The organism is Anoxybacteroides voinovskiense, assembly GCF_014196205.1.
In the GTDB taxonomy this organism is placed as follows: Bacteria; Bacillota; Bacilli; order Bacillales; family Anoxybacillaceae; genus Anoxybacteroides; species Anoxybacteroides voinovskiense.
In genome coordinates this window covers 114,716-138,753 of sequence record NZ_JACIDE010000001.1, presented here as the reverse complement: position 1 = coordinate 138,753, position 24,038 = coordinate 114,716, and the positions used below count along the sequence as shown (strand labels likewise).

At 42.7% G+C, this 24,038-nt stretch carries 22 protein-coding genes; 19 read left to right on the top strand and 3 right to left on the bottom strand.

The window, feature by feature from the left end; all coding sequences use genetic code 11:
- Nucleotides 1-26: 26 nt before the first annotated feature.
- The 3 genes from GGR02_RS00700 (at nt 27) to GGR02_RS00690 (ending at nt 3,920) form a co-directional block, all read left to right on the top strand.
- Nucleotides 27-1,244 (top strand): nitrate/nitrite transporter, encoded by a 1,218-nt coding sequence (locus GGR02_RS00700; protein ID WP_183182832.1) that lies wholly within the window; start codon nt 27-29, stop codon nt 1,242-1,244.
- Nucleotides 1,245-1,441: 197 nt separating this feature from the next.
- Nucleotides 1,442-3,223 carry a sensor histidine kinase gene (locus tag GGR02_RS00695; RefSeq protein ID WP_183182831.1) on the top strand — a complete coding sequence of 594 codons (1,782 nt, stop codon included), beginning with the start codon at nt 1,442-1,444 and terminating at the stop codon, nt 3,221-3,223.
- Entirely contained in the window at nt 3,201-3,920 is a 720-nt protein-coding gene (locus GGR02_RS00690) for a LytR/AlgR family response regulator transcription factor (protein WP_183182830.1), read from the top strand. The genes GGR02_RS00695 and GGR02_RS00690 overlap by 23 nt, the downstream gene beginning before the upstream one ends.
- A gap of 21 nt (nt 3,921-3,941) precedes the next feature.
- On the opposite strand, the gene GGR02_RS00685 is transcribed toward GGR02_RS00690, so the two are convergent.
- From GGR02_RS00685 to GGR02_RS00675, 3 genes are all read right to left on the bottom strand, one after another.
- Entirely contained in the window at nt 3,942-5,024 is a 1,083-nt protein-coding gene (locus GGR02_RS00685; RefSeq protein WP_183182829.1) for an acyltransferase, read from the bottom strand.
- A gap of 168 nt (nt 5,025-5,192) precedes the next feature.
- Nucleotides 5,193-5,330 carry a hypothetical protein gene (locus GGR02_RS00680; protein WP_183182828.1) on the bottom strand — a complete coding sequence of 46 codons (138 nt, stop codon included), beginning with the start codon at nt 5,328-5,330 and terminating at the stop codon, nt 5,193-5,195.
- Nucleotides 5,327-5,503: a Fur-regulated basic protein FbpA gene (locus GGR02_RS00675; protein ID WP_183182827.1), complete on the bottom strand. Its 177-nt coding sequence runs from the start codon at nt 5,501-5,503 to the stop codon at nt 5,327-5,329. The genes GGR02_RS00680 and GGR02_RS00675 overlap by 4 nt, the downstream gene beginning before the upstream one ends.
- Nucleotides 5,504-5,678: 175 nt before the next feature.
- On the opposite strand from GGR02_RS00675, the gene GGR02_RS00670 reads away from it, so the two are divergent.
- From GGR02_RS00670 to nosZ, 16 genes are all read left to right on the top strand, one after another.
- Complete coding sequence (locus GGR02_RS00670) at nt 5,679-5,978, top strand: MerR family transcriptional regulator (RefSeq protein WP_183182826.1); 300 nt, start codon at nt 5,679-5,681, stop codon at nt 5,976-5,978.
- Nucleotides 5,979-6,055: 77 nt separating this feature from the next.
- The gene (locus GGR02_RS00665) at nt 6,056-7,525 is read left to right on the top strand and encodes a Na+/H+ antiporter NhaC family protein (RefSeq protein ID WP_183182940.1); all 1,470 of its coding nucleotides are present in this window, start codon (nt 6,056-6,058) and stop codon (nt 7,523-7,525) included.
- A 272-nt stretch (nt 7,526-7,797) separates the two neighbouring features.
- Nucleotides 7,798-8,925, top strand: a complete 1,128-nt coding sequence (locus GGR02_RS00660; RefSeq protein ID WP_229706047.1) for an ATP-binding response regulator — start codon at nt 7,798-7,800, stop codon at nt 8,923-8,925.
- A gap of 177 nt (nt 8,926-9,102) precedes the next feature.
- Nucleotides 9,103-9,807 (top strand): EAL domain-containing protein, encoded by a 705-nt coding sequence (locus GGR02_RS00655; RefSeq protein WP_229706048.1) that lies wholly within the window; start codon nt 9,103-9,105, stop codon nt 9,805-9,807.
- Between the two features lie 272 nt (nt 9,808-10,079).
- Nucleotides 10,080-11,066: an AMP-binding protein gene (locus GGR02_RS00650; RefSeq protein ID WP_183182824.1), complete on the top strand. Its 987-nt coding sequence runs from the start codon at nt 10,080-10,082 to the stop codon at nt 11,064-11,066.
- 54 nt (nt 11,067-11,120) lie between these two features.
- Nucleotides 11,121-13,112: a FapA family protein gene (locus GGR02_RS00645; protein WP_183182823.1), complete on the top strand. Its 1,992-nt coding sequence runs from the start codon at nt 11,121-11,123 to the stop codon at nt 13,110-13,112.
- Nucleotides 13,113-13,132: 20 nt separating this feature from the next.
- Nucleotides 13,133-13,861, top strand: coding sequence for a LytR/AlgR family response regulator transcription factor (locus GGR02_RS00640; RefSeq protein WP_183182822.1), 729 nt, complete (start codon nt 13,133-13,135; stop codon nt 13,859-13,861).
- A 98-nt stretch (nt 13,862-13,959) separates the two neighbouring features.
- Entirely contained in the window at nt 13,960-15,291 is a 1,332-nt protein-coding gene (locus GGR02_RS00635) for a Na+/H+ antiporter NhaC family protein (RefSeq protein ID WP_183182821.1), read from the top strand.
- A 53-nt stretch (nt 15,292-15,344) separates the two neighbouring features.
- On the top strand, nt 15,345-16,274 hold the full coding sequence (locus GGR02_RS00630; RefSeq protein WP_183182820.1) for an endonuclease I family protein: 930 nt from the start codon (nt 15,345-15,347) through the stop codon (nt 16,272-16,274).
- A 152-nt stretch (nt 16,275-16,426) separates the two neighbouring features.
- Nucleotides 16,427-16,648 carry a FeoA family protein gene (locus GGR02_RS00625; protein ID WP_183182819.1) on the top strand — a complete coding sequence of 74 codons (222 nt, stop codon included), beginning with the start codon at nt 16,427-16,429 and terminating at the stop codon, nt 16,646-16,648.
- 3 nt (nt 16,649-16,651) lie between these two features.
- On the top strand, nt 16,652-18,655 hold the full coding sequence (gene feoB / locus GGR02_RS00620) for a ferrous iron transport protein B (RefSeq protein ID WP_183182818.1): 2,004 nt from the start codon (nt 16,652-16,654) through the stop codon (nt 18,653-18,655).
- 16 nt (nt 18,656-18,671) lie between these two features.
- Nucleotides 18,672-18,818 (top strand): FeoB-associated Cys-rich membrane protein, encoded by a 147-nt coding sequence (locus GGR02_RS00615; RefSeq protein ID WP_183182817.1) that lies wholly within the window; start codon nt 18,672-18,674, stop codon nt 18,816-18,818.
- Nucleotides 18,819-18,966: 148 nt separating this feature from the next.
- Nucleotides 18,967-19,545: a DUF5317 domain-containing protein gene (locus tag GGR02_RS00610; RefSeq protein WP_183182816.1), complete on the top strand. Its 579-nt coding sequence runs from the start codon at nt 18,967-18,969 to the stop codon at nt 19,543-19,545.
- Between the two features lie 183 nt (nt 19,546-19,728).
- Nucleotides 19,729-21,552, top strand: a complete 1,824-nt coding sequence (locus GGR02_RS00605) for a diguanylate cyclase (protein ID WP_183182815.1) — start codon at nt 19,729-19,731, stop codon at nt 21,550-21,552.
- A gap of 166 nt (nt 21,553-21,718) precedes the next feature.
- Entirely contained in the window at nt 21,719-22,144 is a 426-nt protein-coding gene (locus GGR02_RS00600) for a c-type cytochrome (protein ID WP_183182814.1), read from the top strand.
- A 20-nt stretch (nt 22,145-22,164) separates the two neighbouring features.
- Nucleotides 22,165-24,030, top strand: a complete 1,866-nt coding sequence (gene nosZ / locus GGR02_RS00595; RefSeq protein WP_183182813.1) for a Sec-dependent nitrous-oxide reductase — start codon at nt 22,165-22,167, stop codon at nt 24,028-24,030.
- Nucleotides 24,031-24,038 lie beyond the last annotated feature (8 nt).

The window sequence follows — 24,038 nt, the reverse complement described above, 5'->3', positions numbered from 1 at the left end:
CGATATTTTATGAAAGGGGAATGGCTATGGAACGAAAAAGTTTTTTGAAAAGCGGTCATACACCGACACTATTTAGTGCATTTTTATATTTCGACGTTAGTTTTATGATCTGGGTGCTACTCGGTCCGCTTTCGGTCATTATTATGAACGACTTTCAAATGGATGCGGCGCAAAAAGCGAATCTTGTGGCATTGCCAATTTTAGGTGGTTCGATTCTTCGGCTTGTTCTCGGCTTGTTAACCGACCATATCGGTCCGAAAAAGACGGCGCAAATCGGCATGATGATTACGCTCATCCCGCTTATTTGGGGCTGGAAGTTTGCCGACCATTTATCCGAGCTTTATGTCGTCGCGTTATTGCTTGGAGTGGCGGGGGCGAGTTTCGCCGCTGCACTGCCGCTTGCGAGCCGTTGGTATCCGCCGCAATACCAAGGGCTTGCGATGGGAATTGCGGGTGCAGGAAATAGTGGAACAGTATTAACGACGCTGTTTGCCAACCGAATCGCCCAATATTATGGCGATTGGCACATCGTTTTTGCTTTCGCGCTCATTCCGCTCGTTGTGACGTTTTTTCTTTTTTCGGTGTTCGCCAAAGACAGCCCAAATCAACCAGCCCCGCAACAGTTCACAGACTATATGCGCGTGTTAAAACAACGAGATGCATGGCTATTTTGTATGTTTTATAGTGTCACGTTTGGCGGGTTTGTCGGGATGTCGAGCTATTTGACGATCTTTTTCAACACCCAGTACGGACTTGATCCGGTAAAAGCGGCCGATTTTACAACGATTTGCGTCATTGCAGGAAGCTTTTTTCGCCCGATTGGCGGCTGGTTAGCTGATAAATTTGGTGGCATTCGCATGTTAATAATGCTATACAGTATGGTTGCGGTGATGATGGCGTTTCTTTCATCTTTGCCGAGCTTGCCGGTTGCGACCGCTTTTCTCTTTATTGCGATGATGAGCTTAGGGATGGGGAATGGTTCGGTATTCCAGTTAGTGCCGCAGCGCTTCCAAAAAGAAATTGGTGTCATGACCGGAATTGTCGGTTCCGCAGGCGGACTTGGCGGCTACTTTTTGCCAAAAATTTTAGGAAATATAAAACTAGCGACCGGCTCGTTCACGTTCGGTTTCCTCGTGTTAAGCGGAATTGCGTTATTGTGCCTATTACTTATAGCAGTTGTACAGCGACAATGGAAAAAAACATGGATTGGCGCTGGCGGAAAAGCGAGAGTGGAACATGTATAGGAGCTGATTTCTTTCGAGGGAAATACAACAACACGTGTTTCGCGTGTATATATGGTTATAAGAAAGGGTGCCCCGTTATTTTTGGGACACCTTCTTTTTTCGATGAAATAGATTCATGACGATACTTAAACTCGCTGTAAAAAAAGAAGTGAGCTATTAGTTCGGCCGTGGTAAGATAGGAGTAGAGGTGATGGAGGATGTGGCAGCTTTGTCTTTCGATGGTCGAACGGCTTGGGATTATTGTTATGGTCGCGTTTTTATTGACGCGGTTGTCATATTTTCGTCGATTAATTTATCATCAAGAAATAGATTGGGCGCAGCGGTTCATTATTATGGTTATTTTCGGAATTTTCGGGATTGTCGGAACGTATACCGGTTTAACCGTGCATGTGGAAACGTTTGAAGTCGCGAAATGGACGTGGTCGTTGAAAGAAAATGAGGCGCTTGCCAACTCGCGCGTCATCGGGGTCGTTATCGCGGGATTGCTTGGCGGTTGGCAAGTCGGGCTTGGTGCCGGCTTAATTGCTGGGGTGCATCGGCTGTTTCTTGGAGGATTTACAGCGGTCGCTTGCGGTGTATCGACGATTATCGCTGGAGCAATTGCCGGGATGGTTCATCACCGCAAAAAAAGGGCGTTTGCCCTGTCGCCAGAGGTGGCGCTTGTCGTTGGGATGGCAGCGGAAACGTTGCAAATGCTCGTCATTTTGCTCGTCGCAAAGCCGTTTGACCGAGCGTTATTGCTTGTCGAGGAAATTGGCGTGCCGATGATTATTGCGAATGGCTTAGGGAGCGCTATTTTTATCCTAGTTATTCGCAACGTATTTCAAGAAGAAGAAAAAGCAGGGGCATTGCAGGCGGAAAAAGCGATGCGTTTAGCGGAAGCAACCGTCCATCATTTGCGGAATGGATTAACGCCGCAGTCGGCGAAAGCGATTTGTGAGCTTTTTATTCAAGAAGTTCCGTCTGTAGCGGTCGCGGTGACGGACCGTACACATATTTTAGCGCACGTCGGAGCGGGAAGCGACCATCATTTTGCGAACGAGCCAATTCAAACGGAAACGACGCGGCAGGTGGTGGAAACAGGGGAAATGCTCATCGTGCACGACCGGGTTGCTTGCCATGACCCGAATTGTCCGCTGCATAAAGCGATTATCGCCCCGTTAAAGCGAAAAGACGAAACGGTCGGCACGCTCAAATTTTATTTTCAATCAGACGCCGATTTATCGTCCATTACGTTTGAATTTGTGAAAGGGTTGTCGTCGTTGTTAAGCTTGCAGCTGGAAATTGCCGAAGCGGAAAAATATTACCAATTAATGAAAGAAGCACAAATTAAAGCGCTCCATGCCCAAGTACATCCGCATTTTCTGTTTAATGCTTTGAACACAATCGTTTCTTGCGTCCGAATTGACCCAAATCGAGCAAGACAGTTGCTCGTTTCGTTAGCCTATTATTTTCGCAAAAACTTAGCGAGTACGACGGACATGTTATCGACGTTAGAAGAAGAAATTCGCCACGTGAAAGCATATTTAACAATCGAAGAAGCACGGTTTCAAGATAAATTGCGCGTCCACTACGACATTGACGAAGGGTTTGAACGGGTAGTGCTGCCGACGATGACGTTGCAGCCATTAGTAGAAAATGCGGTGAAACACGGTTTAAAATATATGAAAAAAGGCAGTGAAATTGTCATCGCGGTGAAAGCAGATGGAGAGATGGTAAAAATTTCTGTGACCGATAACGGCAAAGGAATGACGGAGGAAGAAGTGGCACAGCTATTGCGAACGCCAGTTGCTTCACAACGAGGGATAGGGATAGGGCTGTATAACGTCTATGAACGAACGAAGTCGTTGCTTGGAGATGACGTACGCTTTGCGATTGTATCGGCAAAAGGAAAAGGAACGACCGTCCAATTAACCGTTCCGTTAAAAGAAGAGAAGGAGAGGGGGGCTATTGCGTATGCGAGTCATCATCGTCGATGACGAGCCGTTAAGCCGTGACGAATTGAAACATTTATTGCTTGCTTATGAACAAATCGACATTATTGGCGAGGCAGATTGCGGGGAACATGCGTTAGAAAAAATCGTTTCCTTACAGCCGGACGTCGTCTTTTTAGATATCGAAATGGCAGAAATGTCAGGGCTCAGCCTTGCAAAAATGTTGAAACAGCTCAAACAGCCGCCGACGATTGTGTTTGCGACGGCATATCCGAATTACGCGGTCGAAGCGTTTCGCTATGAGGCGGTCGATTATTTATTAAAGCCGTTTGATGACGTGCAAGTAGGGGAAGCGGTCGCTCGTCTGTTGCGTAAATTTGAAAAAGAGAAGCCTTCTGCTTCAGACGGGTCGCTGCGAAAATTAGCGATTGAAGAAGAGGAAGGCATTGTGTACGTATCGCCCCACGATATTTTATATTGTTGCCGAGAAATAAAAGATACAGTAGTCGTGACGAAACAAAAAATGTATCATACGAAAGCACCGTTAAAAGAACTCGAGCAAAAGTTAAAAGGGAACTTATTTTTCCGACCGCATAAAAGCTATTTAGTCAATGTGGAAAAAGTAGAACAGCTTACCCCGTGGTTTAACGGGGCGTATCAGTTAACGTTAACAGGAACAGATGTGAAAATTCCCGTCAGCCGCAATTATGTGAAAGCGCTTCGGCAGCGATTAGAATTATAAACGGGCGAACGAGTTCGCCCGTTATTTTTTCAATATCATAAGCGGAGAAAGCCGCCATTCCCACTGCTTCTGTTCGTGTCCGATGACTAATGCGCTCACTGGAGAGAGATGAAGGAGCGCGCAGCATCCAACCGAGAAAAAAGCAGTAATAGCAAACAACACGACGCCTTGTAAAAGCGGAGCGGCGATGTTTAACGTATGTGCAAACACGTATAAAAAGAATAAATGCCCTAAATACGCGCCGTACGTATAGCGGTTAATAAACCGAAGCACCGTATATAACGGCGATTTTGTTTGCACGATGGTCATCGATAATGCGTAAAGCAATAAAATTTCCGAGCATACGTAGAAAAACATCGACGGTTTTAAGTATGTTGCTGCTTTTAAATCAATCGAAAAAATGTTTTTAAAGGTAAGCAATTCGTACCCTACGAAAATAAACAACGCTAAAAAGAGAAACGTATTAAACGGAATTGATTGCAAGACGAATTTCCGCCACTTTGGCAACGTTTGTGCCGCTACGCCTCCGAGTAAAAAGTAAAAGAAATAAGCAAAAAAGCTTCGATCCAAATAATGAAGTGGAGACGCACTCACCTGCGCAAACGATCGTAAAAATAAGAGATAAACCATCGCGCCGCCGATGAGCGCTTTTGTCCATGCTCCCTTTGTTTTTAGCCATGTAAAAAATCGCACAAACAACGGAGCGAGTAGATGGAATTGGAAAATCATCACCACATACCATAAATGAGGGGCAGCGTCCCCTGTTAAAAATTGTTTTACCCATTCGCTCCAGCCTGCGTCTTTAGTAAGCAACAATAAATAAACAACCGCCCAAAACACGTACGGAAGAAGTAATTCTTTTCCTTTATGCATCACGTACGACCGGTAGTGGGCAATGCTTTGCTGCGCCATATGAAACCCTGCCAAAAATACGAATACTGGCGCTGAAAACTTTACAAAATTAAATAACATGCCGACCATTACCGCTTCTTCCGGACGAAGTGTTCGATGGTTCATCACATACAATAATGCGCTTTGAAAGACGACAGCTAAAAATGCTAAACTTTTCATCACGACTAATTCGGAAGGTTGTCGATGATTCATGTTCATTCACCAGCTTTATTTTCGTTTCCTACATATTTTAGTATAATGATAAATTCTTCACAAAGTGATATAATCTGTGACAATCTATTGAAAAGCCCATCGCAATTTCATGAATAACGATATATATTTTAATATAAAACGGTTACAATCGTCAGAAAAAATGCTAAATTATCCCCTGTTTTGCACTTCCCGAAGCAATTCGTACGCTCGTTCGCCAGCAAGGCTTATAAGCTGCTCAAAAATCGCATCGCGCTGCAAGTCTAATTCGACAATTCGTTTCGCTAGTTCAAGCGCTTGGTAGTTCACTGCCATCCCTCCCGTTTTTTCTTTTGTCTTGTTCGATTTTGTTCGTATTCGCGGCGCAATTCGGTGACGGTCCACCGATTAAGTGAATCAAACTCAAACATCCCTGTTTTCGTCAGCTCGTAAATATAAAACTGTTTTTGCTTCTGAAGCGCGTTTTGCAATAATTTCCCCATGTTCCCACTCCCTTTTTCTTCCCATTATAAACATTTTTTGCGTGATTGCTATTCTTATGTTATATTTTATTACATATAAAATAAAAATAATGTTAGAAATTATAACAAAAATACGTCGTATCGCTTTGTTTTTTATATAATTGTGTTAGAAAAATTATCATAGGAGTGGAGTGCGATGGAGCGAAAAGATGATGCGTATAAGTTTAAGAAAGTCATTTCGATTGGGGTCGTCAGTGAACTGACCGGGTTGTCGCAGCGGCAAATTCGTTATTACGAAGAGCGGAAGTTGATTTTTCCAGACCGGTCGAAGGGGACGCGCAAATATTCATTTGACGACGTGGAGCGGCTGATGGATATTGCCGATAAGCGCGAGGAAGGGGTACCAACGCAAGAAATTCGCCGCGAGCTAACAAAAGAGCTACGTGAAAAAATGTTAAAAGGACAAATGAACGCTCATTTTCGGTTTCGGGGATAAGTTTTCTCATAACGGGAGAAGGCATATTTTTTCGTACTTCGTTCATACTACAGATGTACGAAAGGAGTGGTAAAATGATTGAACCTTCTTGGAGAGCCCTTCTCCCGTTTTTAGTTGTTATCCCGTTATCGATTTGGACAAGGCAAGTGATTCCAGGTTTGTTTGTGGCGCTTTTGCTTGGCAGTTATTTAGTCGATTCGACGATACTTGGTGGACTAAAAACGATGCTCACGTATCTTGTACATAACTTGATGCAAACAAACAATATTCGGATTATTATCTTTCTTTACGTATTTGCTGGGTTGATTAGCATCATTAAATATACAGGGGGAATTAAAGGGTTTGTCCATCTTGTTGGAAAAAAAGTAAAGACGGCAAGAAGTGCGTTGTTGTTGACATGGATTTCTACAATGGTGACGTTTAGTGACCCGGATTTTCGGATTGTTACGATTGCGCCAATTATGAAAGCGCTGAAAAAGAGACTCCATTTATCGTCGCAACAAATCGGTTTTACGATTGAAGTAACGTCCAATCCGGTAGTTGCGCTCATTCCGTTAGCGACCGCGTTCGTCGGTTATATGGTATCGGTCATTGACAAAGCGTTAAAAACGGCCGGTATTCATGAAAAGGCGTACACGGTGTATGTAAAAAGTATTCCGTTTAACTTTTTTTCGTTTACCATTCTCCTTGTTGGCTTATACTATAGTTTTTTTCAATATAATAAAAAACGCACATTATCCATGTTGGAAATTCGAAAGCAAAATCGAGCAGTAATGGTCGAAGCGGCAAGCGAAACGGAAAACCCAAACGAACAACAAGGAGAAGAAGGGCTAGAATCTTGTCCGGAAGCGTTTGAAAAAGATACGCCGACGAAGCCGTGGAATTTAATTGTCCCACTTTCCCTTGTTCTTGTGTTAACGTTGTTTCTCAGTTGGTGGGACGGGCATCAAGGGGCGACGAGCTTTTTCGATGCGTTTCTCCGCAGCGATGCGCTTGGCGTTATGTTAGAAGCGCTAATGATCACCGTTATTTTAACGGTCATGTATTTTTTATGGCAACGATTTAAACTGGCGGATTTATTGACGCATTTTGTCAAAGGCGGAAATGAATTAATGTCTGTCATTTTAATGTTAGCGCTTATTTGGGCAGTGTCAGCGATTTCCGAAGATTTAGGGTTCTCCGCCTATATTACTGAACATGTAAAAGGGTGGATTCCGCATTATTTCGTCGCGCCAGTATTGTTTTTGTTAGGGGCGCTCATTTCGTATTTTATCGGTTCGTCATGGGGGACGTGGGGACTGTTGATGCCGCTTGGGGTGACGCTTGCAGCGGAGTCTGGAACGAACATTTTGCTAGTCATCGGAGCGGTATTTGCCAGTGGGACATTTGGCGCATTCGCTTCCCCATTGAGCGATAATACGGTGACGTTATGCACTATTTTAGATTTGCCAGTCATTGAATACGCCCGCACGAAACTCGTGCCTTCCTTTATCGCTGCCGGCTTAGCTGCCGTGTTGTTTACGGTGATGTCGTTTGTGTTAAGATAATCCCCTTTTCTCCTTGGAGGGAAGGGGGCTTTGTGATAGAAGGTACAACCGCTGCTACTATATGGTATAATATATAAAAAGCGGTTCATCACCATAAAGTGTGCTTGACAAATAATAAACTTCTCCGAATAAGGATTGTGCATGAATAAGTATTTTACTTATATTTCCTTTAATACGTAAGTAGAGCATGACCAAATTTTTGTTAAAAAATCAAGCACAACTTTCGGTGAAGAGCCTAAAAAGCTCCCTTATTTTTCAGAGAGGAGATGATAATGTTGGGAGTGGCGGCAAAAACAAAAAGTGAGCATCCCTGTTCTGAACTTGTTTCGAAAATGAGCCATGAGTTTCGGACGCCGCTAAACGGAATAATAGGGTTTGCGCAATTGCTTGATATGGATTCGTCATTAACTAGCCAGCAACGTGAGTTTGTGCATGAAATTTTAAATGGTGCGAGGCATTTACTGCAACTTGTAAATGAAATGTTAGATTTGTCGAGAATAGAAACGGGGAGATTAAGTATCACGTACGATGAAGTAAACGTGGCTTCGGTTGTAGAAGAAAGTGTGAAGTTCCTTCAACCAGTAGCTGAGCAAAAAAACGTGAAAATCATGAACGAAATAGCCGATGACTGCTATGTAAAAGCAGATTCAACACGAATTCGGCAAATTTTGTTTAATTTATTAGAAAATGCTGTGAAATATAATAAAGAAAACGGGAGTGTGACCATTACGAGTACGTGTGAAGCGGAGACGGTAACGATTCATGTTCAAGACACGGGGATCGGAATTCCAGCGGAAGAATTGGATGATATTTTTCAACCGTTTTATCGTATCAAAGGAACAAATGCAGAAGGTTCGGGAATTGGGCTTGCACTTGCGAAGCAACTAGTACAGGCGATGAACGGAACGATTCGTGTCGATAGCAAGCTAGGGAAAGGAAGTAATTTTTCTTTTACTCTTCCAGCGATAAAGAAAACAACTCACGTCCATCCTGATACACTCGCACACTCGTTCGAAGAAATGAAGCGAGTAGGGGCGAAAACGTTACTATATATCGAAGATCGGCTATCTAACATAAAGCTATTGGAAGAAATATTTGCGCCGTTTGCTAACGTTGTATTGTTGTATGCAACGTCTGGAGAAGAAGGATTGAAAATTGCTTTTCATGAAAAAGTGGATGCTATCTTTCTCGATCTTCATTTGCCGGACATGCATGGGTACGATGTATTAGAACAATTAAAACAAAACGAAAAAACACGTTCGATACCGGTCGTTGCTGTAAGTGCCAATGCCGTGCCAGAAGAGATAGAACGCACCTTGCAAAAAGGATGTGCGGGCTATTTAACAAAACCGCTAAATATTGCGCAATGTTTCGAAACGATTTTACAAGTATTATCATAAAAAACATATTTTCGACATTTTTGCGTATAAGGTCGCGAAGTGTGTCTAAAATGTCGGTTTTTTTACTTAAAAGGTGTCGAAAAACGTCTGAAATGCATGAAAGTCGTTAGACAAAAGTCGCGGAAATAGGTATATTTTTACACAACGGCTTTAACGATGAGGGGGGAGTCGATAAAAGTGTGCGTGCAACAGTCGTTGTTAAGCGAAGAAAAAATGGAGCACGTTTACCAGCCGATTTGGGATTTAGTCCAATGGACTTCGTTCGGATATGAAGCACTACTGCGCATTAAAGGTGGCGTTCAAGTGGAACAACTGTTACAACAGGCGAGAAACGAAGGATGTTTATATGAAGTAGATACGATGGCGATAGAAAGTTCAATACGCTGTTTTCCGTTCATGAACTTTCAAAAGCAGTTATTATTTATTAACGTTTATCCTTCGACTATTTTAGACGACCGATTTCTTCCTTTTGTCCGTGAGCTATTAAGAAAATACCCTGAAATAAAAGGGAGAATCGTATTCGAGTTAAGCGAAACGAACGCTGAACGGGAACTTTGGGCGAATGACGCATTGAAAGAAACACTACAAACTATGAAATCACACGGATTCTTTATTGCGATTGATAGCGTCGGAGAAAGTGCATTTACTTTCGAAAATATGATGAATCTTCAGCCAGATTACGTAAAGCTTGATCGCCGCTTTGCGAATGAATTAGCGACAAATCAGGAGAAACAAAAACTCATTTCTTTGTTTGTTAATTATTGTCGTCCGAAGGCGATCGTACTTGAAGGAATTGAAAAAGAAATCGATTTAGCGCAAGCGAAATTTCTTCGCGTCTCAATCGCGCAAGGTTATCTTTTAGGAATACCAGAAAAACTATAAGAAAAAGAACTTCGCCATTCGCTTCGCGAGTATCTCCTCATCGTTTCCTAAATGGCGAAGAAAATAGAACATTTTCTAAAAATGCACAATTTCAAGTTACCACTAACTAACATAAGGTTCAATAGTAAACAAGTATGTTTTTTATGAGGGATTTAACAAATTACAGATAAATAAAATAGGAAAAAAGTTTTGAATAGGGATAGTTCTAAATAACTAATTTCCACCAAAATAGTGCGGAGGCGAGTAGGAATATCGAGCAGAGGGGTAAAACGATGAGAGGGTTATACCGCTGGATGTTTGCGAGCGAAAAATTAAACTGGCATAAAGAATTACTAACAACATCGAATGGAAGCTATTCATTGTACGATATTCACCAAAATATTGAACGATATACAACGTTGTTAAGGCAAGTCGGAGATATTTCTGGGAAAAAAGTAGCATTACTTGTTCCGGATGTGTTTCATTTTTTTAGTGTAATGCTGGCTATTAATCGACTTGGTGGCACGGTGGTGCCGCTTAATCCGTTTTTTGAAAGAGCAGAGCTACAACACGTGCTGTCACGTGTGAATCCGCACCTTGTATTTACGATCAAAAAATACGATCGTCGCAAGTATTTTCAAGCGGTTTACGATTGGGCACACTCAATTCGCGAAGAAACGGTGATTTTTGAAACAGAAGATTATCAATATTGGAGTACGTTAGTCATTAGAGGGGACGACAAACGATTAACAGAACAAGAGGCATGTGTGCTAAATTGTTCGTATGCTGACGGGATTTTGCAATTGGTGACTATGGATATGGGCATGATGCAACGGCTATGCGAAAAAATCGTGAATGCGCTAAAGCTATCGAGCAAAGACCGCGTGTTTAGTATGATGCCGATTATGAGCGGAATGGGGGCGTGTGTATTGCTTTCGATGATAAAAATGCAACTTCATCTCACCGTAGCAGAACCGCGCCATTGGCAAGAAGCAGTTACGTTTATGAAACAAAGTGTTTCTAATAAGTTGTTGACAACTGCTCATATATGGAAAAAATTGAGGCAATTCGTCCGCTACGACAAAAATTTAGATTTGAAGAAGTTTGAATTCATTGGATTGACAGATCGTGCGTTGCCAGCTGAGATGTCGAACATGTCGATTGCTATCGTCGATCTTTATCGCATATTCCGAGAGGAAATGGTAAACGCACGTAAAACCAAAGTTTCTTTTGCTAGACGGGGAAGTAAATGGTTAATGTTACTAAGAGAAAATAGGTAAACTTTTAGAAAGAGATATGTTTGTTGATTCGCTCACTCAAAGGAGTTGATGCAAATGAATCAAACGATTATTTCAACAGGGCGGAATGTACAAGAAGCGGTGAATGCCGGATTAACGCTTTTGCGCGCTTCTTATGAAGAAGTAACGGTCGAAATCATTCAACAAGAACAAAAAGGAGTTCTTTTTTCCCGCGTTAAACCAGCGGTTGTTAAGTTGACAAAAGTAGAACGACAGCCAACGTATAAGGAGCAGAAAAAAGCGATGTCAGTCGAAGCGGAAAAAGATAGAGAAGTAAACAATAACGAAGGGAAAGTATGGGTAAAACAAGGAAAGTTGTATTGCAAAACGTCTCCTTCCCACTATCCAACAGTGACGGTCGGAGAAGGGGTGCAATTATGGAAAAACGGTGAACGAGTAACAGGCACTGTCGTCATGACTGAAAAAGATGAATTTGACATTAAAGTAAAAGAAGATGAAACGACTGAAACAAACTGGAAGATTGTAATCGACGAAAGCAAAATGTGTGTGACGCTATATATTGAACCAGGTATGCGCAAAACGTATGTGCTGAACGATATCGCCCCAGCTGCCCATCTCAACTTGCAGGCAGAAGAAAAAATCGAGGTCCAACAAACGCTTTCGTATAAACGGTTGTTAGAAGAGCTGCAAAACTTACAAGTCGTACTCGGATTTAAACATTCTGAAATTGTGCGGGCGCTAAATGCCACGAAACCAGGCGAGTTTATTATTGCACAAGGTATTCCGCCACGCGAAGGGCGCAATGGCTGGGTAGAACTAAAATTCCAAGCAACTAATCAAGCGAAAGGACCAAAAGTACGCGAAGACGGCACAGTCGATTTTCGCGAACTGAAAACAATTCCAACGGTACAAAAAGGACAAGTCATTGTTGTAATCCATCCGCCTGAGCCGGGATTATCCGGAATGACGGTAACGAACGATCCAATTCCTGTGAAAGAAACGAAGCCGGTTATTGTTCAACTTGGAAAAGGGGTAGAAATGGTCGGAAACACGATTATCGCTACCGAAACAGGCCGACCAATCATCCAACAAAAAGGGTTAGCTATTAAAGTTTCTGTTGTTCAAAAGTTCGTTCAACACGGAAACGTCGATTTAGCGACAGGCAATATTCATTTTAAAGGCGATGTCGAAGTGCTAGGCAGCGTGGAAGATGGGATGTATGTTGAAGCGGACGGAGCAGTGGTGGTTGCTGCTAATGTCAACCGAGCAACCGTTTCTTCGAAGCAGGGAGTCATCGTACATCATAACGTCATCGGCAGTACGATTACCGTCGGAGAAAATCGCCCTGTCATCGAAGAACTCGTTCAGACGCTGCGCTCACTCGGAGAGCAACTGCAGCTATTTGTGTTCGGGTTGCAGCAAATTATCACTTCACCAACGTTTCAATTGGAAGATTCTAACCTATATCCGGTTATCAAATTGTTGCTAGAACGAAAATTTCCGGAAATTATGGCAATAGGAAAGCGGTATTTAGATATCCAACATACGAACCGTCTAGTTTTAGAACAAGAATGGAATGCGTTAGCACAAGGGTTGAGACAAACCTTTTTTACGCTTGCACCTAATGATTCTCATTCTCTTGAAGCGCTCCAGCAATTGCTTGCCGATATAAAAGGAATCATCGAGAAATATCAAGCGGAAAATAGCGAAAGCTGTTATGTGGAACTATCGTACGCGTTAAATAGCACAATTTACTGTAGTGGCGATATCACCATTTCAGGGCAAGGATGCTACAACTCGAAAATTCATGCTGGAGGGCTATTGAAAATCGACGGTATTATACGCGGTGGCGAAGTGTTCGCGCGGCGTGGCGCAATTATTAAAGAAGCTGGTTCATCTGCAGGAGTTGCAACATTTATTGCAGTGCCGCACGACCAATCGATTGAGATAAAACACGCTTGGGAAGGGACGGTTATTCAAATCGGGAAAGCGAGATACCGATTTTCGCAAGAACAGCGATGGATAAAAGCGGTGTTAAACGAAGCGGGGAAAATTACATTTGTTTGAAAAGAAGGGAACATAAATAGATGAAGCAATTAAAAATTGTGATCGCAGATGACCATGATTCTTCTAGAAAATTGTTGCGCCATTTCGTTAGTTTGTTGCCGCACTATCAAGTCGTCGGGGAAGCAGCAAACGGCGAAGAATTGGTACAGCTGATTGCAAACGAAAAACCAGACATTGCGCTAGTAGATATTCATATGCCGAACTTAGATGGGATGAAAGCGGTAAAATCATGCAAAGAGCTTTTTCCGACGTTGCAAGTTATTTTTACGACAGGATGCGAAGATTTCGCTGTCGAAGCGTTTAACGTCGCTGCGGCTGATTATATCGTCAAACCGATTGAGCCGCCTCGCCTTTTTAGTGCTTTAGAGAAAGCGAGGAAATTAATTCAGCTGCATGAGCAGAAGGAACAAAAGAAAGCAAAACGGCTTGATATAAAACTAGTCAACTCGATTTTATTTCTTCCGATGGAAGAGATATTATTCATCGAAAAAGAAAGCCGGAAAACCGTTATCCATACTTCGGATGAAAAGTACGAAACGAACGAACCGTTAAGTGAACTAGCGGATCGGCTTGAACCGTTTTTCCTTAAAACGCATCGCTCGTATATTATTAATTTGAAAAAAATCATTAAAATTGAAGCAGTCGGTGAAACGTATTGGGCACGTTTTGCTTGTTGTGATAAAGTTGCTTATATTTCCAAATTAAAAATCCATGATGTTCAGCAAAAAATTCTTCAGCTGCATGACTAAAGCTCCCGCGATTTTTCAATAAGCGGGAGCTTTTTCACTAGGAAAACTACCGATTTTTTATATAATAATGACATAACTTATTGCTGGAGATGAAGCACATGGTGGCAGTTTTTTTTTCGTACAAAGAAATGTTCGTTCTATTGGCGGTGACGCTATTCGGCATTTTCAGCGCGGTGTTTTTTCACATTCCGCTCTTTATCGGGTTTTTTCCGGGGCTTTTTGCGTTAGCTGCGCTCTGCGTTCATAAAGGGATATCTTTTCGTGCGCTTTTAAGAATGGGGGGACGGGGAGCGCTTCAGACGAAAGAGGTTGTCATTATTTTGTTATTGGTGAGCATGCTACTGCCGATGTGGGAGATAAGTGGCACGATGGACCAAATGGTCGCGTTATTTTTGCATTTTTTATCGCCTAAGCATTTTTTCCTCCTATCGTTTCTCTTTATGATGGTGATGTCGTTATTGCTAGGCACCGCGGTCGGGTCGTTAAGCGCGCTCGGCATCCCGTTGATGAGCGTTGCGATGTCTTTACATTTGCCGCTTCCTGTCGTAGCTGGGGCGTTAGTTTCTGGAGCGTTTGTCGGCGATCGGACGTCCGTTTTTTCCAGCGCTTATCAGCTGCTTGTGCATACGGTCGAAACACCTGTATACCATCAGCTACGTAAATTATTACCAACGACAGTGCTTGCGGTTTGCTTTAGTGCCTGTTTTTATTTTTTTCTTGATTTGCACGTATCGACACGAGCGACGCTTCATTTAGCACCATTGCATGTGGACACAATTGCGCTACTTCCGCCAGTTGTGCTTCTTTTGCTCGTTTGCTTTCGTATAAAAATGAAGCACGCCTTTTTCGCAAGCATCATTTGTGCAATTGTGCTTGCGTATTGGCGCGGAACATCGATGGTTTTGCTTAGTTCCCATTTATGGAACGGCAGTGAGCAGCTAGGCGGCGGGGTTCGTTCCGTGTTGTTTTTGTTATTATTTATTGCTTTAGCCGGGGTTTATAACGGGATATTGGAAGAATTGCAGGTTGTACAGCCGTTTTTAGACCGCTGGCTAGCGAGTAAGAAATCGCTTATGTCATATACGTGGCGAACGATGGTTGCCTCGCTTGCCATCGCGGCGGTGGCGTGCAATCAGACGTTGCCGATTATTTTAACTGGCCGCTCGTTTTTTTCTCACTGGCAAAAGCAGTACTCGCGGGAAGAATTGGCAAGAGTGATGGCAGATTCGACGATGATTTTTCCAGGACTCATTCCTTGGAGCATATTGGCGGTAATGTGCAGTGCGATTACAGGGGTTTCTACTATTTCCTATATTCCGTATGCTGTTTTTTTATGGAGTTTGCCGCTAATGACGTTGCTTTTTTCCGCTAGTAAACAATTTTTTCTAAAACGGCCATCCGCTCGTCTATTTTTCTTGCGCTTGTTATAATAAATGTACTCACGGTTGAAATGTGGGGAGAGCTTCTTAAGGCGGTGAGATAGATGGCGGACGAAATATTACAAGAGCTCGAACAATGGCAATGCGAAGACTGCGACGAACAATTGTTGTTTTTAAAAGAAAACCAGCAACAAATTCAAGCGAAGCGGAACGTGTATTATGATGAAAAGAAAGACCGAAAAGCAATGGAGCGGTATTATCGACACGTCATTCGCGAACAAGACGGGCTTAGCATGTTTGTCAAATACCATGAACTAGTGAAACGAACGCATAAACGGCGGCTTCCTTACTTTTTTAGCAAAGACGAGTATTTGTATACGTGGGTCGACCTTCATCCGGACGGTTCGGTTCGAAGCATTTATTCGGGAGAAAAGAAAGACCCAGAAGCAATTATTGTACAAGATTACGAGATTATTAGAAAACGGTACGAGGAATTTCGTCGGTTGTTGAAATATGCTGACAAAAAAGATTGGACGATCGAACAGAAGCTAAGGGGCATTGAGCGACAGCTGAAGCTTAATACCGAACACGTTGTTCCGCAATCGTGGTTTGGAGCGAGAGAGCCGATGAAAGGGGATTTGCACCATTTGTTTGTTTGCCAGCCGGAATGCAATGCCGCACGTTCCAATTTTCCGTACGCCGATTTTCCGTTTTACGAGCCGGAATCGCCAACGGAGAAAATTCAAAACCATTGCGGGGTCGCTGATAATGGCTTGTTTGAGCCAGAGCACGGGAAAGGGACGGTTGCGCGGGCGATGCTCTATTTCTTATTACGTTACCCGACCGAAATCGCGAAGGCGTTTCGCCGAAAAATCGACATTCCGCTGTTAGTGCGCTGGCACAAACAATTCCCAGCAACGATTTACGAAAAGCACCGCAATCAAGCGATTTTCTCGATTCAAGGAAACCGTAATCCGTTTATTGATTTCCCGAACTTAGCCGAACAAATGAATTTTCCGCTGAAAAAAGAGTGAGCGCCCTAACGAAGGGCGTTTTTTCGCTGTTTTGTAGAAAAAGTGTAACAAAGTTGTGATAAAAATCATTCCTATTCCCTTTAGTTTTATAGTATGATAGAAGCAGCAAATGTTGAGAAAAATTATCATTATTGTCTAGGAGGGCTGAACCAATGGTTCTTACCGACTTGCAACCTGGGAAACGTGCAACAATTACGAACATCTCCATGATGAGTGATATATTAAAACAACGCCTTATTGATATGGGCGTTCATGAAGGAGAAGAAGTTTGTGTCAAATGTACAATGCCGTTCGGCGGACCTGTGATGGTCGAAGTAGCTGGGCAGTGCATTTGTTTACGCCGGAAAGAAGCCGCATGCATTGGAGTGGAGTAATTTATGTCGCAAATTGCGTTATTTGGGAATCCGAACACTGGAAAAACATCATTATTTAATAACTTAACGGGTTCTTACGAATATGTAGGAAACTGGAGTGGAGTGACGGTCGAAAAAAAAGTCGGGATTTTACGAAGCCGCGATGCGTATGTCGTCGACTTGCCAGGGGTATATTCGCTCCATCCGCTTTCACGCGATGAAGGAGTGGCGACCGACTTTTTATTGACAGAGTCGTTCTCAACTATTTTAAACATTGTCGATGCGTCGCAGCTAAAACGGAATTTACATTTGACGATTCAGCTGCTCGAATTTGGCAAACCGCTTGTCATTGCGTTAAATATGATCGATGTCGCTGAGCGGCGCGGAATGAAAATCGATGTCAAAAAATTAGCCGATCGATTTGGCGTGCCAGTTGTTCCGGTCGTTGCTCGTATCGGCAAAGGGATGGACGAATTGACGGAGAAACTTCGGTCGGTGGAACAAACGAAGCCGTTTACGTTAACATACGACGACGTGATAGAAACAGCGATTGCGACAATAAGCAGCTATCTTCCAGACGATATCGAACGATCGAAACGATGGCTTGCGCTGCAATGTTTAGAAGGAAACGAGCGAGTGTACGAATATTTGCGGGCGAAAATCGCGCTTGAACCGATTTTAGCCATTCGTAAGCAAACGGAAGAAAGCATCCGTCAGCTGCCGCACGGCCGTTCGCTTCGAGAACGGCTACACCATTTTCGGGAAACGTTTATTGAAGCAGTATTGGAAGACGTCGTTGTCTGGACAGAAAAGCGGTCGCTCACATGGACGGAGAAAATCGATGCGATTGTAACAAACAAATATTTAGGAATGCCGATTTTCTTGTTTTTTATGTACGTGATGTTCATGTTGACGTTCGATTGGCTTGGCTCGCCACTAGCCGATTTGCTTGACCAATTTTTCTCAGGACCATTGACGGATACATTGTCGCGGCTGTTAACGGCAATGGGAGCGTCTGGATTTTTGCAAGAACTCGTATTGAACGGTATCGTTTCCGGAGTTGGCGGTGTGCTCGTTTTCGTACCGCAAATTTTCATTTTGTTCTTTTTCATTTCTTTGTTAGAAGACTCGGGCTATATGGCACGGGTGGCAATGGTCATGGATCGTTTAATGGAAGCAATCGGTTTGAACGGGAAATCGTTTATTCCGATGATCATTGGTTTTGGCTGCAACGTTCCGGGCGTGATGGCGGCAAGAACGATTGAACAGCCGCGCGAGCGCTTGTTGACGATTTTGTTGCTGCCGCTTATGTCTTGTTCGGCGCGGCTGCCGGTGTATGCATTGTTTGTTGGGGCGTTTTTTAAAGCGCATCAAGCGGCTGTCGTCTTTTCGTTGTATGTATTAGGAATTGTTGTCGCGTTGTTGCTTGCGAAACTATTTTCATCGACGATATTAAAAAATGAACATTCGATGTTTGTTATTGAGCTACCCCCATACCGCATGCCGCAGGCGCTTACGTTATGGCGCAGTACGTGGGATAAAGGAAAAGGCTTCGTTCGTAAGGCGGGAACGTTTATTTTTGGCGGGTCGGTGGCGATTTGGTTGTTATCTTACGCAGGGCCAAAAGGGCTTCATGTTTCGATGGATGACAGCTTTTTAGCGGCAATTGGTGGCGTATTAGCGCCGATTTTAGCACCGCTTGGATTTGGGACATGGCAGGCGGGTGCTGCACTACTTACAGGTTTTTTAGCAAAAGAAGTCGTTGTGTCGACGATGAATATTATTTATCACGTGAAAGATACAGACACGTTGCAAGGGTTGATGGCGCACTATTTTACGCCGCTATCGGCGTTTAGCTTCATGGCGTTTGTATTGCTTTATGTGCCGTGCTTAGCAACGGTCGCGACGATTCGGAAAGAAACAGGTTCGACGAAATGGACGTTGTTTGCGATTGGCTATGCGCTCGCGATTGCTTATATCATTTCATTCCTCATTTACGAAGGCGGGAAATGGCTAGGACTTTCATAGAGAGAAGGGGAGAGTTATGGTTGCTAATATTATTATCGGTGGTGCTATTTTTGCATATGCAGGTTGGACGCTTGTCCGCCACGTCAAAAAAAGCGCCAAAGGAAAATGCGCTGCTTGCTCAACAGCAGACGCTTGCTCTGCATGCCGCACGGAGCAACGATAAAGCCAAGCACTAAACGCGCTTGGTTTTTCCATTTTTGTCACTTCCTCAAAATTAGGCGAAAAGTCCTATTTACAGAATAGTAGAAAAATAGTTTAAATAAAGGCAAGAGAAATAATTTTTGGCAATGATGCTAAAGGAGAACTGGCAGATGGTTTATGATGGCATTCTTTTATCGTTGCTCATCGGCTTTTTCCGCGGTGGGAATTTAAAAGGAATCGCGGAAATGAAACTGCGCGGCGGTTGGTTGTTTCCCATTTTATTAGTGATTGAAATTTTCATTTTTATATTGCAAAATAAAATAGAGATCGTTGCAAAATTAAGCAACGGCATGTTTTTAGTCATCTATGCGACTGGACTCGTTTTTCTATGGCTAAACCGCCATCAACCAGGGTTTACGGTCATCTTTGCCGGGGTTTTGCTAAACTTTATCGTTATGTTACTTAACGGTGGGAGAATGCCTGTTTCGGTCGAAGCAGCGCAATTTCTTGGCCGTGAGTATATAGAAGCGCTCAAGGCAGGGGTATACGGAAAACATGAAGCAATTACATCCGCAACATGGCTTCCATTTTTAGGCGACATCATTCCACTATCGCCGCCATACCCACGCCAGCAAGTCATCAGCATCGGCGATGTCGTGATGAACGTAGGAGCGTTTATCTTTGTTCAGCATCTAATGGTAGACGCAACGAAAGAAGAAGAAACAAAGGCTGTTCCTGCGAATCAATAAACATTTATTATTTAAGGAGGAAACAAGAAATGAAAGTAAAAATGAAACAAGTACTAATCAACCTATTCATCATCGGTTCAGTCATCATCGCGTTGACGTCTGGTATGAAGCTAGTATAAAATCAGGGAAGAAGTAAACTCTACTTCTTCCCTTAATGTTATGGAATGAGAGTGATAAAAAGCAATGAACAGAGATTATGTGTTTGGTAGAATATATATATGGTCTATAATCTTAATAGGGACGGTCGCGTTTTGTTTCTATTTTAAAATACCTATTGCTTCGTTAGAAGAATGGGTGTTGATCTACCTTCTTGCGGGTTCTGTTTTGTTGTCAAACTATTTTCTTGTTTACTTGCCGCCAGAGGGTAACTCTATATCAATGGATTCATCCATTTACCTAGCGTGCCTTTTTTTGTATGGTCCCTATATAACAATGATTGTATTGTCACTATTTACTATTATTTATGCGGTTTATAACAGAAAAACTCAGCTGTGGAAGCATCTTTTTAATTTTTCAATGTATTGTTTAATGTTGTTAGGTGCTTACTATTCCTTTGTAGCATCTGGTGGGAAAATCGGCTTGGTAAATATTCAAAACATATTCCCATATTTACTGGCGTTATTCGTGTATTTCTGCTTGAACATATCGTTTCTGTCGCTACATTTTATCATTTCTTCTCGTTCAACATTCAAAGGTGTTTTGAATGTTGGTTTGCTTAAAGAAGTTGCGATAACATATTGCATTACTTTGCTTCTTTCCCTTGTTTTAGCCATTTTACTAGACAGTGAAAAGTATTTTGGATTATTCTTGTTTACTATCTTAATAACGTTGTTATCATTTGTTTTTGGTAAATTCATCCAATTATATCGACTAGTATCCGAACGCGCGAATTGTGATTATTTAACCGGTTTGTATAACCACGGCTTTTTTAAAGAGACGCTCAAGGAAAAGTTTTCGGATGCGAAATTGCTCCAGCAGCCGCTTAGTTTGGCGTTGCTAGATTTAGACGATTTTAAAAAATATAACGACTGCAACGGTCATCTTCAAGGGGACAAGCTGTTAAAGTTTTTTGGTGATTTGCTCCAAAAGGGAGCGGAAGGAAAAGGATATGTCGTAGCGCGTTACGGCGGCGAAGAGTTTGCTGTCTTAATGCCAAATACGAAACAAGAAGAAGCTTTTTTATTTATGAACCGATTGCGGAAAGAAATTAACGATACGTATTTTGCTGGCGTCGAATATATCCCTTACCGCTGCATTTCTTTCTCTTGTGGGATTGCGGAAATGGAGAAAGGTATGCAAGACTGCGGTGAGTTAATTCATAAAGCAGACCAAGCGATGTATTACGCGAAAGCACAAGGCAAAAACAATGTACAAATTTTCGATGAGCATAACATTTCGTTAAGCGCACTAGAATTTAAAGAAGACTTAGATGCGTTAGAACAACAAGTGAAAATTTTCCTCTCGAAAGATGTATACACGTACCGCCACAGCAAACGTGTATTCACATACGCACTAGAAATGAGCGACCGGTTAGATTTAACCGACCATGAAAAGCAAACACTTATTTTAGGAGCGCTTATTCACGATATCGGAAAACTAGAAGTTCCACGCGATATTTTAAATAAAAAAGGAAAGCTAGAACCGCATGAATGGGAAATTATTAAAAAGCACGTCATTTGGGGAAAAGAAATTTTAGCAACCGAAAAGCGATTTGAAGACGTTCTTCCACTCGTTGAATTGCACCATGAACGATACGACGGAAAAGGTTATCCGTACGGCTTAAAAGGCGAAGACATTCCGAAATTGGCGCGCATGCTGTGCGTTATCGACTCATTTGACGCGATGACGACCGAACGGCCATACCAGCGTACAAAAACGTTCGAAGAAGCAATCATTGAATTGCGGCGCTGCTCTGGCACACAATTTGACCCTTTCTATGCAGAAAAATTTATTGAATTAATTGAAACAAAATATTTGCCGCGCATTAAAGAACAAATGTCCGGCTAAACAAAAAACACTTGCCAACAAACGGCGAGTGTTTTTTTGTCATCATTTGTTCAACAGTTTTTCATATTTTTTTCAATAATTGTGGAAAAAGCGTGATTTCCATCATACCTCTCTTTCCTGTATTTGTCTATGATGTGAATGAAACGAAAAAGAAAGAGGTGAGGAAATGAAACAGTCATTGCTTATTTTTTTGCTTAGTGCTGTTATTGGCTTGGCGGGGGGATATACATATTTCCATTTCGCCAATAAAGAACCAGCTAAAGAAAAACAACCAGTAGCAACTGAGCAAAACAACGAAACATCGACTGGCCAAAAAGCAACAGCTGTAAGTTCGAAGGAGGGGGAAATTTTTAAACAAAAAGGCTGCATTGCATGCCACTCTATTTCGAAATTGAACGTGCAAGGCGGCACGACAGGACCGGACTTATCCAACGCTTATAAAGAAGTCGAAGGAAAACACGGAAAACCGATTGAGGAGTTTTTAAAAGCACCAACGTCTGCCGTGATGTCTGGCGTCATTAAGTCAAACCCACTAACGGATGAAGAGCGGGCAGCGATCATTCAAGCGTTAAAAGTTGCCTCCGAAAAATAAACGAAAAGAGGTGTTCGCAATTGAAGAAAAAATGGATTTCTGCCATTTCTGGCTTAGCAGTCGGAGTGTTAGCGTCTGCCGTCTTTTTCGGTGACTTTTCACCAAAACAACCGACGTCGACAGCGTCTGCAAAAACAAATGCAGAAAAAGTGTACGTCCCATTCGGCAAAAAGGACGAATATTACTTATTCGCTTCTGGTGGTCATTCTGGGCAGTTGTTTGTATATGGCGTCCCATCGCTTCGGCGCATTCGAACGGTTCCTGTATTTTCGTTAGACTCGGCAACGGGATACGGTTGGGATGAACATTCGAAAAAAATGCTTGGCGGCTATACATGGGGAGATTTGCACCATCCTGCTTTTTCGGAAACAAACGGAGAGTATGACGGAAAATATTTATTCGCGACCGACGTCGCAAACAGCCGGGCTGCGGTGTTGGATTTGAAAACGTTTACAGTGAAAGATATTATTAGCGTGCCAAATACAAGCGGCCCACACTGTGCAGCGTTCGTGACGGAAAATACAGAGTATTTGTTTTTACCGACGCGTTTTGCCGTTCCACTTGGAAACAAATACGAATCGCTTGATGACTACAGTACAAAATATCGCGGTGTGATGAGCGCTGTTACGTTTGATGAAAAAGCGCAAAAACTACACATTGCTTATCAAGTCGCGTTACCACCGTGGTCGTACGATTTGTCGGATGCCGGAAAGAAAATTTCGAAAGACTGGGCAGTCATTACGACATATAACACAGAAGAAGCAACCACGAACTTAGAAATCAACGCTTCGAAAGAAGATCGCGACTTTATCGTTTTGTTTAACTGGAAAGAGCTTGAGAAGATGGTGAAAGAGGGGAAATACGACATAGTTGATGGGCAAAAAGTGATTTTCCCTGAAAAACAAAAAGGTGGTATTTATTTAGTGCCAGTGGCGAAATCGCCGCACGGAGTGGACGTCACGCCTGACGGCAAGCGGTTTATCGCTTCAGGAAAACTAGCGCCATTGCTTACGGTCTTCTCTTTTGAAAAAGCGTTTAAAGCGATTGAAAATAAAGATTTCGCTGGTGAACGAAACGGCATCCCGATTTTAAAATACGAATCGGTGGTAGAACGTGAAGTAAACCCAGAAAACGCACTTGGACCGCTTCATACGCAATTTGATGACAAAGGGATGGCGTATACGACAATGTTCATTTCGTCTGAAGTCGTAAAATGGGATCCGAACACAGGCGAAGTGCTTGATCGCGTGCCAGTACAATATTCGCCAGGTCACTCGGTTGCCGCAGAAGGAGATACCGTTTCTCCGGACGGAAAATATTTAGTGTCATTGAACAAATTAGCAAAAGACAGCTATTTATCGGTCGGACCGTCACATCCAGAGTCAATGCAATTAATTGATATTAGCGGCAAAATGGAAGTCATTCAATCAGCGCCTGTCGACCCTGAGCCACACTACGGACAAATGATTAAGGCTGACAAAATTAAGACGATTAATGTATATCCGAAGGATGAATCTAATCCAGATGCTGTTTATAACCAAAAAGATGCACGCATTGTTCGCAAAGGAAATGAAGTACACGTATACGGTATTGCGATGCGTTCGAAATTCATTTTTGACGCGAAAGCAAAACGTCCAGATGTGATCGAAGTAAACGAAGGAGATAAAGTATTCGTTCACCTTACAAACATCGACCGTGACGAAGATATTACACACGGCTTTGCGATTAACCGCTATAACCTCAATATTGAAGTGCAGCCAGGGCAAACGAATACGGTCGAATTTGTGGCGGATAAAGCAGGAACATATCCGATTTACTGCACAAACTTCTGCTCGGCACTGCATCAAGAAATGACCGGCTATTTATTAGTTAAGCCGAAGCAATAAGAGAAGGG